Source organism: Halomonas piscis (genome assembly GCF_031886125.1).
GTDB lineage: Bacteria > Pseudomonadota > Gammaproteobacteria > Pseudomonadales > Halomonadaceae > Vreelandella > Vreelandella piscis.
Genome location: NZ_CP119391.1, coordinates 1,694,532 through 1,712,036 on the forward strand (window position 1 = coordinate 1,694,532; position 17,505 = coordinate 1,712,036).

Annotated in this window: 14 protein-coding genes; 11 read left to right on the forward strand and 3 right to left on the reverse strand. The window is 64.4% G+C overall.

Annotated elements, in window-relative coordinates:
• Nucleotides 1-59: 59 nt before the first annotated feature.
• The 5 genes from clpP (at nt 60) to P1P91_RS07955 (ending at nt 7,113) form a co-directional block, all read left to right on the forward strand.
• The gene (gene clpP, locus P1P91_RS07935) at nt 60-677 is read left to right on the forward strand and encodes an ATP-dependent Clp endopeptidase proteolytic subunit ClpP (RefSeq protein ID WP_311881788.1); all 618 of its coding nucleotides are present in this window, start codon (nt 60-62) and stop codon (nt 675-677) included.
• A 72-nt stretch (nt 678-749) separates the two neighbouring features.
• Entirely contained in the window at nt 750-2,030 is a 1,281-nt protein-coding gene (gene clpX, locus P1P91_RS07940) for an ATP-dependent Clp protease ATP-binding subunit ClpX (RefSeq protein WP_311881789.1), read from the forward strand.
• A 195-nt stretch (nt 2,031-2,225) separates the two neighbouring features.
• Nucleotides 2,226-4,652 carry an endopeptidase La gene (gene lon, locus P1P91_RS07945; RefSeq protein ID WP_311881790.1) on the forward strand — a complete coding sequence of 809 codons (2,427 nt, stop codon included), beginning with the start codon at nt 2,226-2,228 and terminating at the stop codon, nt 4,650-4,652.
• A gap of 200 nt (nt 4,653-4,852) precedes the next feature.
• Nucleotides 4,853-5,125 carry an HU family DNA-binding protein gene (locus P1P91_RS07950; RefSeq protein ID WP_311881791.1) on the forward strand — a complete coding sequence of 91 codons (273 nt, stop codon included), beginning with the start codon at nt 4,853-4,855 and terminating at the stop codon, nt 5,123-5,125.
• A gap of 164 nt (nt 5,126-5,289) precedes the next feature.
• Entirely contained in the window at nt 5,290-7,113 is a 1,824-nt protein-coding gene (locus tag P1P91_RS07955) for a SurA N-terminal domain-containing protein (RefSeq protein ID WP_311881793.1), read from the forward strand.
• A 61-nt stretch (nt 7,114-7,174) separates the two neighbouring features.
• On the opposite strand, the gene P1P91_RS07960 is transcribed toward P1P91_RS07955, so the two are convergent.
• Nucleotides 7,175-7,948 (reverse strand): UDP-2,3-diacylglucosamine diphosphatase, encoded by a 774-nt coding sequence (locus P1P91_RS07960; RefSeq protein WP_311881795.1) that lies wholly within the window; start codon nt 7,946-7,948, stop codon nt 7,175-7,177.
• A gap of 12 nt (nt 7,949-7,960) precedes the next feature.
• A complete protein-coding gene (locus P1P91_RS07965; protein ID WP_311881798.1) occupies nt 7,961-8,473 on the reverse strand; it encodes a peptidylprolyl isomerase in 513 nt (170 codons plus the stop codon).
• A 148-nt stretch (nt 8,474-8,621) separates the two neighbouring features.
• Here P1P91_RS07965 and P1P91_RS07970 point away from each other — a divergent pair, with 148 nt between their 5' ends.
• From P1P91_RS07970 to P1P91_RS07995, 6 genes are all read left to right on the forward strand, one after another.
• On the forward strand, nt 8,622-10,301 hold the full coding sequence (locus P1P91_RS07970; RefSeq protein ID WP_311881800.1) for a glutamine--tRNA ligase/YqeY domain fusion protein: 1,680 nt from the start codon (nt 8,622-8,624) through the stop codon (nt 10,299-10,301).
• 34 nt (nt 10,302-10,335) lie between these two features.
• On the forward strand, nt 10,336-11,736 hold the full coding sequence (gene cysS / locus P1P91_RS07975; protein ID WP_311881802.1) for a cysteine--tRNA ligase: 1,401 nt from the start codon (nt 10,336-10,338) through the stop codon (nt 11,734-11,736).
• Nucleotides 11,737-11,853: 117 nt separating this feature from the next.
• On the forward strand, nt 11,854-12,792 hold the full coding sequence (gene osmF, locus P1P91_RS07980) for a glycine betaine ABC transporter substrate-binding protein OsmF (RefSeq protein ID WP_311881804.1): 939 nt from the start codon (nt 11,854-11,856) through the stop codon (nt 12,790-12,792).
• Between the two features lie 82 nt (nt 12,793-12,874).
• Nucleotides 12,875-13,987: an ABC transporter permease gene (locus P1P91_RS07985; RefSeq protein WP_407650520.1), complete on the forward strand. Its 1,113-nt coding sequence runs from the start codon at nt 12,875-12,877 to the stop codon at nt 13,985-13,987.
• Entirely contained in the window at nt 13,984-14,946 is a 963-nt protein-coding gene (locus tag P1P91_RS07990; protein ID WP_311881806.1) for an ABC transporter ATP-binding protein, read from the forward strand. Before P1P91_RS07985 ends, P1P91_RS07990 begins: the two co-directional genes overlap by 4 nt.
• Nucleotides 14,933-15,676 carry an ABC transporter permease gene (locus P1P91_RS07995; RefSeq protein WP_311881807.1) on the forward strand — a complete coding sequence of 248 codons (744 nt, stop codon included), beginning with the start codon at nt 14,933-14,935 and terminating at the stop codon, nt 15,674-15,676. Before P1P91_RS07990 ends, P1P91_RS07995 begins: the two co-directional genes overlap by 14 nt.
• Nucleotides 15,677-15,766: 90 nt before the next feature.
• Here P1P91_RS07995 and P1P91_RS08000 read toward each other — a convergent pair whose 3' ends face one another.
• Nucleotides 15,767-17,473, reverse strand: coding sequence for a SulP family inorganic anion transporter (locus tag P1P91_RS08000; protein WP_311881808.1), 1,707 nt, complete (start codon nt 17,471-17,473; stop codon nt 15,767-15,769).
• Between the last annotated feature and the right edge of the window lie 32 nt (nt 17,474-17,505).

Consider the following 17,505-nt stretch of genomic DNA (forward strand, 5'->3'; position numbering starts at 1 on the left):
GAGCGGCGCGCTGCGCAAGCGGCGCGCCTTTCCCTGACCGGACGCAAGGAATCACCCGAATGAGTGAGTTGGATATTCAAAACGCCGGCGGCCTGGTGCCCATGGTGGTTGAGCAAAGCGCCAAAGGGGAAAGATCCTACGATATCTATTCGCGCCTGCTCAAAGAGCGCGTGATTTTCCTGGTGGGCCCGGTAGAAGAATACACGGCCAACCTGATCGTTGCTCAGCTACTGTTCCTCGAGTCGGAAAACCCCGACAAGGACGTGCATCTTTACATCAACTCGCCGGGGGGGTCGGTAACGGCCGGCCTGGCGATTTACGATACCATGCAGTTCATCAAGCCCGACGTCTCCACGGTGTGCATCGGCCAGGCGGCGAGCATGGGCGCGCTGCTGCTGGCCGGCGGCGCGGCGGACAAGCGCTTCTGCCTGCCCAATTCAAGGATGATGATCCACCAGCCGCTGGGCGGCTATCAGGGGCAGGCGTCGGATATCGAAATCCATACCCGCGAAATTCTCGGCATCCGCGACCGCCTGAATCGCATTCTGGCCCACCATACCGGCCAGGACATCGATACGGTGGCGCGCGATACCGACCGCGACAACTTCATGAGCGCCGAGCAGGCCACCGAATATGGCCTGATTGACGCAGTGCTGGATAAGCGGTCGACATCCTGATAGCGTGATGACCCCGCTTTTCCAACGAGCTTTTCCGGCGGCTGTTGCCGCCGCAGCGAAAGAGGTACGCCAATGGCCGACGGCAAAGGCAAGGACGAAGAAGGCAAGCTGCTGTACTGCTCGTTTTGTGGCAAGAACCAGAACGAAGTACGCAAGCTGATTGCCGGCCCGTCCGTGTATATCTGCGATGAGTGTGTCGATCTGTGTAACGACATCATTCGCGAGGAAGTTCTCGAAGCCGATGCCGAGAGCGACGATGAGCGTCTGCCCACGCCTCGCGAGATCCGCTACACCCTGGATGACTATGTCATCGGGCAGGATCGCGCCAAAATGGTGCTGTCAGTGGCGGTGTACAACCACTACAAGCGGCTGAAATCCGGCGTGGCCGAAGACGACGTCGAACTGGGCAAGTCCAATATTCTGCTGATTGGCCCCACCGGCAGCGGCAAGACCCTGCTTGCCGAGACCATGGCGCGGCTGTTGAACGTACCCTTTACCATCGCCGATGCCACCACGCTGACGGAAGCCGGCTACGTGGGCGAGGACGTCGAGAATATCATCCAGAAGCTTCTGCAGAAGTGCGACTACGACGTCGAAAAGGCAGAGCGCGGCATAGTCTATATCGACGAAATCGACAAGATTTCCCGCAAGTCCGACAACCCCTCCATCACCCGCGACGTGTCCGGTGAAGGGGTACAGCAGGCGCTGCTCAAGCTGATCGAGGGCACGACGGCTTCGATACCGCCCCAGGGCGGGCGCAAGCATCCCCAGCAGGAGTTCGTGCAGGTCAACACCGCCAACATGCTGTTTATCGTGGGCGGCGCCTTTGCCGGCCTGGACAAGGTCATCAGCGACCGTACCGACAAGGCCGGGATCGGTTTCAATGCCAGCGTCAAGAGCAAGGATACCGAGCGCGGCGTAGGCGAGATCCTGGCCGACGTGGAGCCCGATGATCTGGTCAAGTTTGGCCTGATTCCCGAGTTCGTCGGGCGTTTGCCGGTCATTGCCACGCTCACCGAGCTGACCGAGGACGCGCTGATTCAGATCCTGACCGAGCCCAAGAACTCGCTGATCAAGCAGTACGTCAAGCTGTTCGAAATGGAAGACGTCACGCTCGAGTTCCGCGAGGACGCGCTGCGCGCCGTTGCCGCCAGCGCCATGGCGCGCATGACCGGCGCTCGCGGACTGCGCTCCATTCTGGAGTCCGTGCTGCTGGACACCATGTACGAGATCCCTTCGCTGGAAGGGGTCAGCAAAGTCGTCATCGACGCCTCGGTGATTGCCAAGGAAAGCGAGCCGTTTTTGATCTATGCGCAGCAGGAGCAGACACGCAGCGACGGCACCAACGGCTGACGCCGTTCACCGGCCGGCCTGGCTGATACCGCTTGCGCCAGTTGAAGGGGCCGCCTTGGCGGCCCCTTTTGTTTGGCCGGCGGTGCTCGTCCGGCCGGCGTAGCCGGTCGAGGCGTGCCTGTACCCGGTATTCGCTTCAGTTTCTTCCGGACGTCTCGTCCGGGAGCTCACCCGATTTGTTGAGGAACGTCTGCGATGCAGCAGAACGCCGAAAAGTCACAGTGTTTTCCCTTGTTGCCGCTGCGGGACGTGGTCGTTTACCCGCAGATGGTTCTTCCGCTGTTTGTCGGACGCGAAAAATCCATTCACGCCCTCGAAGCGGCAATGGAAGCCGACAAGCGCGTGCTGCTTGTGGCCCAGCGCGAGGCGTCCCAGGATGAACCCGGCAGCGACGACCTCCATGCCATGGGCACGGTGGCCGACATCATGCAGCTGCTCAAGCTGCCCGACGGCACGGTCAAGGTGCTCATCGAGGGCGGCTTCCGTGCCGACGTCGACGGCATCGACGAGCACGAGGATGGCTATACTCGGGCGTTTGTTACGCCTCGGGACAGCGAGCCTTTGACCGATCGCGAACGCGAATCCCTGGTGCGCGTCCTGCTCAACCAGTTCGAGCAGTACGTCAAGCTGTCCAAGAAAGTGCCCAACGAGGTGCTCAACTCGCTGTCGGATATCGAAGATCCCAGCCGCCTGGTGGATACCATCTGCGCGCACCTGTCGCTCAAGATCGGTGACAAGCAGGAGCTTCTGGAAATGGATCGCGTACGCGATCGCATCGAGCACCTCATGGGGTTGATCGAGTCGGAAATCGATCTTCAGCAGGTAGAAAAGCGCATCCGCACTCGGGTCAAGGAGCAGATGGAAAAGACCCAGCGCGAGTACTATCTGAACGAGCAGATGAAGGCCATTCAGAAAGAAATGGGCGAGCTTGAGGACGTGCCCAACGAGGTCGAGAAATACGAGCAGGCTATCGAATCTGCCGGTATGCCCAAGGAGGCGGCGGAAAAGGCCACCCAGGAGCTCAACAAGCTCAAGATGATGTCGGCCAACTCCGCCGAAGCCACGGTAGTGCGTTCGTACCTCGACTGGCTGGTCGCCGTGCCGTGGAAGAAGCGCACCCGAATCAAGCACGACCTGGCCAAGGCCCAGCAGGTGCTCGACGAAGACCACTACGGTCTGGACGAGGTCAAGTCGCGTATCCTCGAGTATCTGGCCGTTCAGAAGCGCGTGCGCAAGATGAAAGGGCCGGTGCTCTGCCTGGTCGGCCCGCCCGGGGTGGGCAAGACCTCGCTTGGCCAGTCCGTTGCCCGGGCCACCAACCGCAAGTACGTGCGGCTGGCGCTCGGGGGGGTGCGTGACGAGTCCGAGATTCGCGGCCACCGGCGCACCTACATCGGCTCGCTCCCCGGCAAGATGATTCAGCGCATGACCCGGGCGGGGGTGAAAAACCCGCTGTTTCTCCTCGATGAGGTCGACAAGCTGGGCATGGATCACCGCGGCGATCCGTCGTCGGCGCTGCTGGAAGTGCTGGATCCGGAGCAGAACAACAGCTTCAGCGATCATTACCTGGAGCTGGATTACGATCTGTCGGAAACGCTGTTCATCTGCACCGCCAATTCGATGAACATTCCCGAACCGCTGCTCGATCGGATGGAAATCATCCGGCTGCCGGGCTACACCGAAGACGAAAAGCTGGCGATCGCCAAGCGCTATCTGCTGCCCAAGCAGATCAAGGCCAACGGCCTGAAACAAAACGAATTCGACCTGGACGACGACGCGCTGCTGGAGCTGATTCGCTATTACACCCGCGAAGCCGGCGTGCGCGAGCTCGAACGCCAGATCGCCAAGGTGGCGCGCAAGGTGCTGCGCGAGCGGGTCGAGCAGGAGCGCAAGGGCGAGGCGAAAAAGGGCGACGCTGCGAAGGCCGACAGCGTCCTGACGGCTCGGGACATCGAGGGCTACGCCGGCGTGCGCCGTTACAGCTACGGCCTGGCCGACCAGAACGATCAGGTCGGCCGGGTCACCGGGCTTGCCTGGACGTCCGTGGGCGGTGAGCTCTTGAACATCGAGTCGGTCGTCACGCCGGGCAAGGGACGGATCAACAAGACCGGTTCGCTTGGCGACGTGATGAAAGAATCCGTCAGCGCCGCCCACACGGTGGTGCGCGCCCGGGCAGAGGCGTATGGTATCGACGCCGAGCGCTTCGAGAAGGAAGATCTGCATATTCACGTGCCCGAAGGCGCGACGCCCAAGGACGGGCCCAGCGCGGGGATTGCCATGGTCACGGCCATGGTGTCGGCCTACAGCCAGCGTGCGGTGCGCTCGGCGGTGGCAATGACCGGTGAGGTCAACCTGCGCGGGGAGGTGCTGCCCATCGGCGGGCTCAAGGAGAAATTGCTGGCGGCCCGGCGCGGTGGTATAAAGACCGTCCTGATCCCCGAGGAAAACCGTCGGGACCTCAAGGAAGTGCCGGATAATATCAAGGACGCGCTGGATATCCGCCCGCTGCGCTGGATCGACGACGTGCTCGAGGTTGCCTTGACGCAAAACGGCGAGGGCAGTCGCGTAGTCGCCGAGCAGGGAAACAAGGCGGCGGACGAAGCGCTGGCCAACACCCATTAAACCGCCACGAAGGGCCGTCCAAATGGCGGCCCTGGATAGCCGAGTAGCGCCCAAAGCCTTGTATGGCGGGCATTTTGCGGCACGGTCGCTTGACAGTCATTTCGCCGCGTTGCTATAAACTGCAGCTACGCTTTGATCGTCAAGCCAACCGCTAACCGTGCCTTTCAGAGCCATTTTTTGAACCAGTCAAGGGGTGAAGTGTGAACAAGTCCGAGCTGATTGAAGCCATTGCGGCCTCTGCCGATATACCCAAGGCAGCGGCCACCCGTGCGCTGGATGCCATGGTGGAATCCGTCACCGATAGCCTCAAGCAAGGCGAGAGCGTGTCACTGGTAGGCTTTGGTACCTTTACGATCAAGGAGCGTGCCGCGCGCACCGGGCGCAATCCGCAAACCGGCCAGCCGATTGAAATCAGCGCCGCCAGGGTGCCCAGCTTCAAGGCCGGCAAGGCGCTCAAGGATGCCGTCAACTAGCGATGTCGGGCGCTGTGGCGAGACTTGAGCGGCGCGGATAACGGTGGCGCTGTCAAGAACGCTCTCAAGACATGGTGACATGGGCGCATCGCCGCAGCGGTGCGCCCATGTCATTTTTTAACGCGGAAAAAACGCAAAACGGCTCGCGTTTATCTGAGGCAAGCATGCTGCAAAATATTCGAGACGGTGCCAAAAGCTGGGCCGCGAAAATCATTATCGGCGTCATGGTGGCTGCCATGGCGCTGTTTGGCGTGGAGTCGCTGTTCAGCGTCTTCGGCAAGGACCCCGAACAGATAGCCAAGGTCAACGGCGATACCATTACTCGCCAGCAGGTCGAGCTGGAAGTGCAGCGCACCATGCGTTCGGGGCAGGTGCCCCCGGAGCAGGAAAAGGCGCTGCGCCGGGACATGCTGGACCAGCTGATCACGCAAAAGCTGCTGACGCAGTATGCCGAAGACGGCGGCTTCCGGGTCTCCGACGATCAGCTGGATCAGCTCATCGTCAACCTGGACGAGTTTCAGGACCAGGAAGGCAGTTTCTCGGCCGAGCTGTTCCGCAACCGCCTGTCCAGCGCCGGCTACACGCCGCTGGCGTTTCGCAACGAGCTGCGCGCTGACATCATGCGCCGCCAGCTGCAGCAGGGGCTTGCTCTTAGCGACTTTACCCTCGACGCGGAGCGCGAACGCCTGGCCAAACTGCAGCGCCAGTCGCGCAGCTTTCGCTACGCGCAGCTGACGCCGGCAAACGTCGACGTCGAAGCCACTCCCGATGGCGAGGCCGTCCAGGCCTACTACGATTCGCATACCGAGCTTTTCCGTCGCCCGGAGCAGGTCAAGCTCAACTACGTGGTGCTCGACCGTCAGGACATGGCCGATACCGCCGAGGTCAGCGAAGAGAAGCTGCGCGAGGCATGGCGCGAGCAGAACGACGAGGCCGATCGGCGCATTTCCCATATCATGATCGGCTTTGGCGACGAGCGCAGCCGCGAAGACGCCGAGGCGATGGCAGACGAAGCGCTGGATGATCTGGAGGCCGGGGAAAGCTTTGCCGACACCGCCGCGCGCTACTCGGAGGATACCGCCAGCGCCGAAAACGGCGGTGATCTGGGCGAGATCAGCCGCGGCTTTTTCGGCGAGGCCTTTGACGAGGCGGCGTTTTCTCTCGGGGAAAACGAGGTGTCCGAGCCGGTGGTCATGGACGGAGCGCTGCATATCATCAAGGTGACCCACATCGACCGGCCGCCGTTTGACGAGCAGCGCGACAAGCTGCGCCAGATGCTCGCGGCTCGCCAGGTGGAGGGAGAGTTCAACGACCGGGCCCAGCAGCTGATCGACGAAAGCTTTGCCGCCGACGACCTGCAGAGCGTGGCCGACGATATTGGCCTGACCGTCAAGCACAGCGGCTGGGTTTCCCGGGAAGGCGGCGACGGGGTGCTGTCCGAGCCCGGCGTCATGGACAAGGCGTTTGCCGAAGACGTGCTGGAGGACGGCTACAACAGCGACGTGATCGAGCTGGACGAAGACCGGCGCCTGGTGCTGCGGGTGACCGATCACCGCGACGCAACCACGCTGCCGCTTGCCGAGGTGCGCGACGATGTCGAGCAGCGGGTTACGGCGAAGCAGAGGGAAGAGGCGCTGGCACAGCGGGCAGAGACGCTGATTGAGCGCCTTGAGACGGGTAAAGACACCGACCTTCGCTGGCAGCAGGCAGACGACATATCCCGCCAGGAGGAGACTGCCGTCCCCGACGCTGTCGTCGGGGCGGCCTTCCGCCTGCCCAGGCCCGATGAAGGGCAGGCGACTTACGGCCATGTCACCACGTCCGACGGCGTGGCGATCATTGCCCTTGAGCGCGTCGCCGCAGGCGAGCCCAATGAGGAGGTGGAGGCCTTTGTGGCCCGAATGGCCGAGCAGATGCGCTCCCGGGCGGCGGTTCAGGGGCTGATCGACTATCTGCATCAGCAAGGTTCGATCGAGACGGACCGCTAAAAAGAACGCCGGCTTTCAAGCCGGCGTTCCTGTTTATGCAGAGCGCCATCCTGGCAAAGGCTCAATCGGCATTGGGCGGAGCGTCCAGCGGGAATCGGCGCAGCCGGGGGGAGAAAGCATTGCTGTCATCCGCCACGAGGTCCCAGCCATCTTCGTCGCTCCAGTCGCCGAGCACGTAGCGCCTGGCGGGCTCGCCGGCCACGATGAGGTCATGGACGTCGGGGCGATGGGTGTGGCCATGGATCATGGTAGTGACGCCGTATGCCTCCATCAGCTTGACCACTTCGGTCGGCGTCACATCCATGATGTTTTCCGCCTTGGCGGCGTTGGCCTCACCGGATTTTTCGCGCATCTGCCGCGCGAGTGCGGCGCGCTCGGCAAGGGGCATGGCCAGCATCTGCGCCTGCCACTGCGGGTCGCGGGACTGCTGACGAAACGCCATGTAGGCGCTGTCCCGGGTGCACAAACTGTCGCCGTGCAGCAGCACCGCGGCAACGCCGTGCAGCTCGACTTCGGCTACCTCGGGCAGCAGCGTCGCCCGGCAGGCGTCGGCGAAGCGCTCGCCGATCAAGAAGTCGCGGTTGCCGTGGGTGAAATAAACCGCGGTGCCGCTGTCGGCCAGGCGGCGCAGCGCTTCGATTACCTCCCATGCCGTCTCGGCCAGCGGGTGCGGCTGGTCGAGCAAATCATCCCCGAGCCAGGCATCGAACAGATCGCCGAGGATGTAAAGGGCCCGGGCGCCGGGCGCAGTGGTTTCCAGGTAGCGGATAAATCCCCGGGTCATGGCCGGGGTATGCTCGCTCAAGTGCAGGTCGGCGACGAGTAGCGTGCGCATGGGGGCTCCGTCTCAGTCGGCGTCCTTGACCGCGTCCTTTACGTAGGCGCGCTCGATGATCACGTCCTCGGCAGGCACGTCGGCGTGCATGCCCCGGCGGGTGGTGGCAACGCCCTTGATGTCGTTGACCACGTCCATGCCGTCCACCACCTCGCCGAACACGGCGTAGCCCCAGCCCTGGGGGGTCTTGCCGGTGTGGTTGAGAAAGTCGTTGTCGCCGACGTTGATGAAAAACTGCGCGGTGGCCGAGTGCGGGTCCTGAGTGCGTGCCATGGCCAGCGTCCCCTTGACGTTCTTCAGCCCGCTGTCGGCTTCGTTGTTGACGGGCGCGCGCGTGGGCTTCTGGTTGAACTCTTGATCGAAGCCGCCGCCCTGGACCATGAAGCCGTCGATGACCCGGTGAAACAGCGTGCCGTCGTAAAAGCCGTCGCGCACGTAGCGCTCGAAGTTGGCCGCGGTTTTGGGGGCCCGGTCGTGATTCAGCTTGACGGTGATATCACCGTGATTGGTCTGTAGTACGATCATGGATAAATTCCTGTTCAATAAGGGCGTTGGCCCTGCCCGGCAAGGCATTTGCCTTGGCCCTCGGCAGCGGCGTCACGTTATAATACGGGTTTTTGCCGGGCACCGCGAAGGCCGGCACGCCATCGACTATGAGGTTTTCAACGCCACCATGACCACCGAGACTCCTAAAGCGCCCAACTTTATCCGTAATCAGGTACGCGAAGAGATGGCGGATGGCCAGGTCGAACGCATCGTGACGCGCTTTCCCCCGGAGCCGAACGGCTTTCTGCATATCGGTCACGCCAAGTCGATCTGCCTGAACTTCGGGCTTGCCGAAGAGACCGGCGGGCAGTGCCACATGCGCTTTGACGATACCAACCCGGCCAAGGAAGAGCAGGTCTACATCGATGCCATCAAGGAAGACGTCAACTGGCTGGGCTATGAGTGGACGGGACCGGTGCGCTTTGCCTCGGACTACTTCGACCAGCTCTACGTCTGGGCGCAGCACCTGGTGCGCGAAGGCAAGGCCTACGTCGATGACCTTTCGCCGGACGATATTCGCGACTACCGCGGGACGCTCACCGAGCCCGGCACCCCGAGCCCCTACCGCGAGCGCGGCGTGGAAGAAAACCTCGAGCTGCTGGAGCGCATGCGCCAGGGCGAATTTGCCGAGGGCGGCAAGGTGCTGCGGGCCAGGATCGACATGGCCTCGCCCAACATCAACCTGCGCGATCCGATCCTCTACCGGATCCGCCATGCCACTCACCACCAGACCGGCGACAAGTGGCACATCTACCCCTCCTACGACTTTACCCACGGCCAGTCCGACGCCATCGAAGGCATTACCCATTCACTGTGCACGCTGGAGTTCGAGGATCACCGGCCGCTTTACGAGTGGTTTCTCGACAACCTGCCGGTGCCCGCCAGACCGCGCCAGATCGAGTTTGCCCGGCTGAATCTCAACTACACGCTGACTTCCAAGCGCAAGCTCAAGCTGCTGGTGGACGAGGGCATCGTCGACGGCTGGGACGACCCGCGCATGCCGACCATCTCGGGCATGCGCCGCCGGGGCTATACGCCGGCCTCGATCCGCAAGTTCTGCGACATGGTCGGCGTCAGCCGCTCGGACAGCGGCCTTGTCGATATCGCCATGCTCACTCACGCCATTCGCTCGGACCTGGAAGACAACGCCCCCCGGGCCATGTGCGTGCTGCGGCCGCTGAAGGTGGTGCTGACCAACGTGGCGGAGGACTTCGAGGAAACCTACGACGTCGCCGGCCACCCCGCACGGGACGACATGGCGGTACGTCGGGTGCCGCTTACCCGAGAGCTCTACATCGACCACCACGACTTCATGGAAGAGCCGCCGAAAAAGTTCTTCCGCCTGGCGCCGGGCAGGGAAGTGCGCCTGCGCAACAGCTACGTCATCCGCTGCGACGAGGTGATCAAGGATGCGAGCGGCGAGGTGGTCGAGCTGCGCTGCTCGGTCGACTTCGACACCCTGGGCAAGAATCCCGAAGGGCGCAAGGTCAAGGGCGTGCTTCACTGGGTCAGCGCAGTGCACGGCGTTCCTCTGGAAGTGCGGCTTTACGATAACCTGTTCACCGAAGAGCAGCCCGACCGCGACAGGGACGCCGATTTTTTCGACCACCTGAATCCCGAGTCGCTGATTACCTACCGGGCCATCGGCGAGCCGAGCCTTGCCGGCACAGCGCCGGAGACGCGCTTCCAGTTCGAGCGCGTGGGCTACTTCTGTACCGATCGCCACGCCTCAACGCCTGAGCACCTGGTGTTCAACCGCACCGTGGGGCTCAAGGACACCTGGGCGAAGATCAGAAAAAAAGGCTAAAAGGCTGAAACGGCAAGGGCCGAGGAGAAATGCAGTGCAAATTTACAATACCCTGACCCGGCGCAAGGAACCGCTGGCGCCGCGAGAGCCGGGCAAGATCGGCATGTACGTATGCGGCATGACGGTATACGACTACTGCCACCTGGGCCACGCCCGGGTCATGGTGGCGTTCGACCTGATCAGCCGCTACCTGCGCGCCCGAGGGTTTGACGTGACCTACGTGCGCAACATCACCGATATCGACGACAAGATTCTCAAGCGCGCCGCCGAGAACGGCGAAACCATCGAAGCGCTGACCGAGCGCATGATCGCCGCCATGCACCAAGACGAAGCGCGGCTCGGCGTACTTCCCCCGGACGCCGAACCTCGGGCCACCGGTCACGTGGACGAAATCATCGCCATGATCCGGGTGCTGATCGACAAGGGCTACGCCTACGCGGCGGCCAACGGCGACGTCTACTACCGCGTGCGCCAATTTCCCGACTACGGCAAGCTCAACAATCGCCGGCTCGACGACATGCGCTCCGGGGCTCGGGTCGAGGTGGACGAGCACAAGGAAGATCCGCTGGACTTCGCTTTGTGGAAGGCGGCCAAATCCGGCGAGGCAAGCTGGCCGTCGCCCTGGGGCCCGGGGCGGCCCGGCTGGCATATCGAATGCTCGGCCATGTCCACCTGCAGCCTGGGCAACACCTTCGACATCCACGGCGGCGGGCCGGATTTGACCTTTCCCCACCACGAAAACGAGATCGCCCAGTCCGAGGCGGCCACCGGCCAGACCTACGTCAACACCTGGATGCACGCCGGCGCCGTGCGGGTCGACGAGGAAAAAATGTCCAAGTCGCTGGGCAACTTCTTCACCATCCGCGACGTGCTCGGCGAGCACGACCCCGAAGTGGTGCGCTATCTGCTGGTAGCCAGCCACTATCGCAGCGCCATCAACTACTCGGCAGACTCCCTGGTGGAGGCGCGCCGGTCGCTGACGCGGCTGTACACGGCGCTGGAAGGCGTCGAGCCCGAGCCGGCCGGCGCTGACCTGGCCAACCCCCAGAGCCCTTACGCCCGGCGCTTTGTCCAGGCCATGGATGACGATTTCAACACGCCAGAGGCGCTGGCAGTACTGTTCGAACTGGTGCGGGAGCTTAACCGCGCCAGAGCCGACGGCGCCGATAGTGCCGCCCGGCTGGCCGGCGAGCTGGTGTCCCTGGGCGGCGTGCTGGGCATCCTGACCCAGCCGCCGCGGACGTTTCTTCACGGCGGCGACAGCCGAGTGGACGAAGCCCATATCGAGGCGCAGATCGCTCGGCGAGCCCGGGCCAAGGCCGACCGGGACTTTGCCCTGGCCGACGCCATCCGCGACGAGCTCGCCGCCGAGGGCGTGGTGCTCAAGGATTCCCGGGAGGGCACGCGCTGGAGTGTTCAGGCGGATGACGCCTGAGCATTGCTCGACTAATTTTGGCTATTATCGGCCGGCCCGTGTGGCTATAGTAGCGGTATGGCTTGTGCCGCCAGGGCATGAACCCAGATTCCCACGCCACGATAAAGGACGATGACAATGCGCTGGTCTCTTACACGGATATACGCCGGCCTTGGAGCCGCGGTTTTGCTGGCGCCGGTGGTCGGCCCCCAGGCGGTCGCCGCCTCGACGCCGGAAGACAGGGCCGTGGTGGTCGGTTCCAAGATCGACACCGAAGGGGCAGTGCTCGGCGAGCTGGTGCTGCAAACGCTCGAGCGTATTGATGTGCCCGTGGAAAACCGGCTGCAGCTCGGCGTGACCAGCGTGGTTCGCCAGGCGCTCGAGACCGGAGAAATCGATCTTTACCCCGAATACACCGGCAACGGCGCGTTTTTCTTCGACATGACCGACAGTCCGGTATGGAACGACGCCGAGAAAGCCTGGCAGACCGTCCGCGACAGGGACGCCGACAACGGGCTGGTGTGGCTGTCGCCGGCCAGCGCCAACAACACCTGGTCGATGAGCGTGCGCCAGGATCTCGCCCAGGAGCATGACCTGGCCACCCTCGACGACCTGGCCGACTATCTCGACGACGGCGGCGAGTTCAAGTTCGCCGCCAGCGCCGAGTTCATCGAGTCGGAGCAGGCGTTGCCGGCCTTCCAGCAGGCCTACGGCTTTACCCTGGACGAAGACCAGCTGCTGGTCCTGTCCGGCGGCAATACCGCGGCCACCATGCGCGCCGCTGCTCGCCAGACCAGCGGCGTCAACGGCGCCATGACCTACGGCACCGACGGCGGGCTTGCCGCTCTGGGACTTACGGTGCTGGAAGACACCCGCAACGTGCAGCCGATTTACCAGCCGGCACCGGTGGCTAGGGAGTGGGTGCTGGAGGCCTATCCCGAGGTGGAAGCGGCGCTGGAAAACGTGTTCGACACCCTCGATGAGTCCACGCTGCAGGAACTTAACGCCGACGTCGCAGTGAACGGCCTGTCCGCCGACCGGGTGGCCGGCGACTACCTCGACGGTCTGGATCGCTGATCCCGTGCCATGGAGGGAAGCCCTTCCGGGCCCCCAGGGGCGCTTTCGTCCCAATCGGGTACTGTTCAGCCTGGCAATAGTGATGCTGGCCGCGCTTTGGGGGCTGGACGCGGCAAGCGTGGCGCCGAATCGCATCGTGGCGAGCACCGGCTATTCGCTGTGGCAGGCGCTGGGCTGGCCCGCAGCCGGGTTTGCCACCTTGCTGTGGGTAGCGATGGCGGCGCTCGCCGCCTATCCGGCGCGCCATCGCTATTCGGCGCTGCTCGCGCTGGGCACGCTGCTGCTGGCGCTGATGCCGTTTGGCCTGATGCTGGCCGCCCAGCGGCTGATAACGGCAGACATGCCTCAGGCCAGGCTGAGCCTGGGGCCGGCCAGCTGGGTGATGCTGTTTATGCTCTCGCTGTGCCTGGTGGAGCTACGCCTGGCCATGGGCCTGAAGCGAAGCCGGATGGCGCTGCTGCTGGCCGGCGTGGCGGGCGTCTGGTGGCTGTGCGCGGCGCGCTGGCTCGACTCGCTGGCGCTGGTGCAGGAATTCCAGGCGCGCAGCGCGCTGTTTTACCGCGCCTTGGGAGAGCACCTGGCCCTGGTGGGCCTCGCCGTTAGCGCCAGCGTAGTGCTCGGCGTGGCCACGGCGCTGCTGATTCGCCGCTTCAGCGTCAGCCAGTCGGCGGCTTTCGCCGTGCTCAATTTTCTGCAAACCGTGCCCAGTCTGGCGCTTTTTGGCCTGCTGCTGGCGCCGCTGGCCTGGCTTGGGGCCAACGTCGAATGGCTTGCCATGCTGGGTATCAGCGGCATTGGCTGGACGCCGGCGCTGCTCGCCCTGACGATCTACAGCCTGCTGCCGGTGGTGCGCAATACCTGCGTGGCGCTGGAAGCGGTCAACCCGGCGGTGCTGGACGCCGCCAGCGGCATGGGCATGCGTTCGGCCCAGCGTTTCTGGCAGGTACGCCTGCCGCTGGCGCTGCCGGTGCTGCTGGAAGGCGTGCGGATTACCACGGTGCAGGCCATCGGGCTTACCGCCGTGGCCGCGCTGATCGGCGCCGGAGGGCTTGGTGACTTTATCTTTCAGGGGCTGGGGCAGGCTGCCATGGACATGGTGCTGCTGGGGGCGCTGCCGATCATCGCCATGGCGCTGGTGGCCGATATGCTGCTGGGCGCGCTGGCCGACCACTTTCGCCGGGGAGATGCGGCATGATCGAGCTACGCAACGTCAGCAAGCACTTCGGCGAGACGCCGGCGGTGGACAGCATCAGCCTTAGCGTACCCCGGGGCCGTTTCTGCGCGCTGGTGGGCACTTCGGGGTGCGGCAAGTCCACTACGCTGCGCATGATCAATCGCCTCACCGCGCACACCGGCGGCGAGATTGTGCTCGACGGCCAGGCGATCGACGCCTACGATCCGGTGCAGCTGCGCCGCCGCATCGGCTACGTCATCCAGGACACGGGGCTGTTTCCCCACTGGAGCGTGGCGCGCAATATCGGCACCGTGCCGCGGCTGCTGCAGTGGTCGGACAGGCAGGTGAGCGAACGCGTGGAAGAACTCATGCTCATGCTCAACCTGCCGGCCGCCGAGTTCGCGCACAAGTACCCTCACCAGCTGTCCGGGGGGCAGGCCCAGCGCGTGGGCGTTGCCCGGGCGCTGGCGGCGGACCCCGATATTCTGCTGATGGACGAGCCGTTCGGCGCGCTGGATCCGATTACTCGGGAGCAGCTGCAGTCCATGCTGGCAACACTCCAGGCGCGCCTGCATAAAACCGTGGTGCTGGTCACCCACGACATGGACGAAGCGTTGCGCCTGGCGGATCACCTGGTCGTCATGCGCGAGGGAAAAATCGTTCAGCAGGGTAGCCCGCTGGCGGTGCTGCAACGGCCCGCGAACGCCTTCGTCGAGTCGCTGCTGGGCGGTCTCGAGCGGGGGCTCAAGCAGGCATCGCTTGCCCGGGTGCGCGATCATCTGGCGCCTGTGGGGTCGTTAGCCGCGGCCGCGCCGCGGGTGCCAGCCGGCTATACCCTGCGCCAGGCGCTCTCGGTAATGCTGGGCGACGGCTGCGAGCGCGTGATTGCCGTGGACGAGCACGACGCGCCGGTGGGAGAGCTGACCCTCAGCCAGCTGGTCGCCAGCGCCCGAACGGAGCAGGCCGATGCCGAGGCTTGAGGCGCTCCCGAGTCGCTGGCTGATGCCGGCGGCCTGGCTTGGGCTGCTGCTGCTCGCCGGCTGGGCCATGCCGCTGGCCGAACCGCTGTGGCAGTGGCTGGCACCGGACGCTCGCCAGCTGGTCTACCAGCGCGCGGCGTTTTTTACGTTGCTTGGCCGCCATGCGCTGACCGTCGGCCTGGCCGCGGCCATAACCGTTAGCCTGGGCATTGGCGCGGGCATCGCCGTGACCCGTAAAGCCGGGCGGGACTTTCTGCCGCTGGTGGCCCAGCTGGCGTCGCTGGGGCAGACGTTTCCGCCGGTAGCGGTTCTCGCGCTGGCGGTGCCGGCGCTGGGCTTTGGGCTCTTGCCCATAGTGGTAGCGCTGTCGCTTTACGGGCTGCTGCCCGTGGTACGCAACACCATCGCCGGGCTCAGGGGCGTCGACGGCGCTGCGACAACCGCGGCCCGAGGTATGGGCATGACCGCCGGTCAGCGCCTCCGGCAGGTCGAGCTGCCGCTGGCCGCGCCGGTGATTCTGGCCGGGGTGCGCACCTCGGTCACCATCAACATTGCCACGGCGGCGCTGGGAGCCACCGTGGGCGCCAGCAATCTGGGCGATCCGATCATCGCCGGCATCGTCAACGGCAATACTGCCTACGTGGTGCAGGGAGCGGTAATGATCGCGCTGCTGGCCCTCGCCGTGGACAGCCTGTTCAGCGTATGGCAGCAGCGGATGCGGCGCAGCTAAAGGCGGGTGGCGAACGGGCTCCCGGAATAGATGGTTATACCGTTATCTCCCAGTCATCGTTTCCCTCATCTTTATACCTTTCCAACGCAATTACCTGTCATGTAATGCCTGCCAGGCGGCGTAGGTGCTCAGAAAGACCCGGCCGGTGAGCTGCTCGGGGAAGGTGCTGTGATTCAGGCGGTCCATCACCGGCCCCTTGACTTCGGCCAGATGCAGCGTCACGCCGGAATCCCTGAGCCGAGCGTTGATCGCCTCAAGGCTTTCCAGCGCCGAGGCGTCGATCAGGTTCACCGCCGAGCACACAATCACCACGTCCTCCAGCGCCGGCCGGCTGGCGACCAGGTTGTAAAGGGTGTCTTCGAGATAGCGCGCGTTGGCAAAGTACAGGCTCTCGTCGATGCGCAGCAGAGCGACTCCGGGCGCGGTTTCCACCTCGTGGCGGGCCACGTTGCGAAAGTGCTCGGTGTCCGGTACGCGCCCGATCAGCGCGCTGTGCGGACGGCTGGTGCGGTAGAGAAACAGCGCCACGGAAACGGCAATGCCGCCGATGATGCCGGCCTCGATGCCTTCGGCCAGGGTCAGGCCGATAGTGAGGGCCTGGGCGGTAAAGTCGCTGCGCGAATAGCGCCAGGTAGCGCGCAGCGTGGCTACGTCGACCAGCGTCAGAACCGACACCAGGATAAACGCCGAGAGCGTGGCGATGGGCAGGTAGTAGAGCCAGTCGGTCAGCGTGTAGGTGACCACGCCAATGCCCAGCGCGGCAAAGGCGCCCGCCGCGGGAGTCTGGGCGCCGGCGTGAAAGTTGGCCACGGTGCGCGACAAACCGCCGGTGACGGGCATGGCGCCGGAGACGCCGGCAGCCAGGTTGGCAACCCCCAGCCCGACCAGCTCCTGGTTGGGCGAGATTCGCTGGCGACGCTTGGCGGCAAGCATCTGGCCCATGGAGACTGACTCCACAAACCCCACCAGGCTGATCAGCAGCGCCGGCACCAGCAGCGTTTGCCACAGCGCGAGGTCGGGCCAGGGCAGGGTAAGCGGCGGCAGCCCCCCGGGCACCGTGCCGACCACCTCCACTCCGGCGTCCTCTAGCTGCCACTGCCGGGCGGCCAGGGTGGTGGCCACCACGGCAAGTACCGGCCCGGCCCGGGCCAGGAGATTGGCGGTGCCGGCGGCCAGTCCCAGCCGCTTGAGCAGCGTGCTGCCGTAGCGGCGCACCCCGACCAGAAAGCCCAGCACGAAAACGCTCATCAGCAGGGTGGGCCAGCTGATCCCGGGCAGGTGAAGCCACAGCGACGCCAGCCGCTCCCAGAGGGTAAAGCCGCTGCTTTCCACGCCCAGCAGGCCGCCCAGCTGGCTGGTGGCAATGAGGATGCCCGAAGCGGTGAGAAAGCCGGAAATCACCGGGTGGCTCAGAAAATTGCTGAAAAAGCCCATGCGCAGCATGCCCATCACGACCAGAATGGCGCCGGAGAGCAGCGTCAGCGCGAGCGCGGCTTCCAGGTACTCGGCGCTGCCGGGCACGGCGATCTGGCTCAGCGCCGCCCCGGTCATCAGCGCGACAATGGCCACGGGCCCTACCGCCAGAGTGCGGCTGGTGCCGAAGAACGCGTAAACCAGCTGGGGAAGAATGCTGGCGTATAGCCCGACCACCGCCGGCAGCCCGGCCAGCAGGGCATAGGCCAGCGACTGCGGAATCACCATGACGGTGACGATGACCCCGGCCAGCAGGTCGGCGCCAAAAAGCCGCGCCTGGTAGTGCGGCAGCCAGGCAAGCGCAGGCAGGTAGCGTTTCAGCATGGAATCAGCGCAGCATTGAATAACATGGCGCT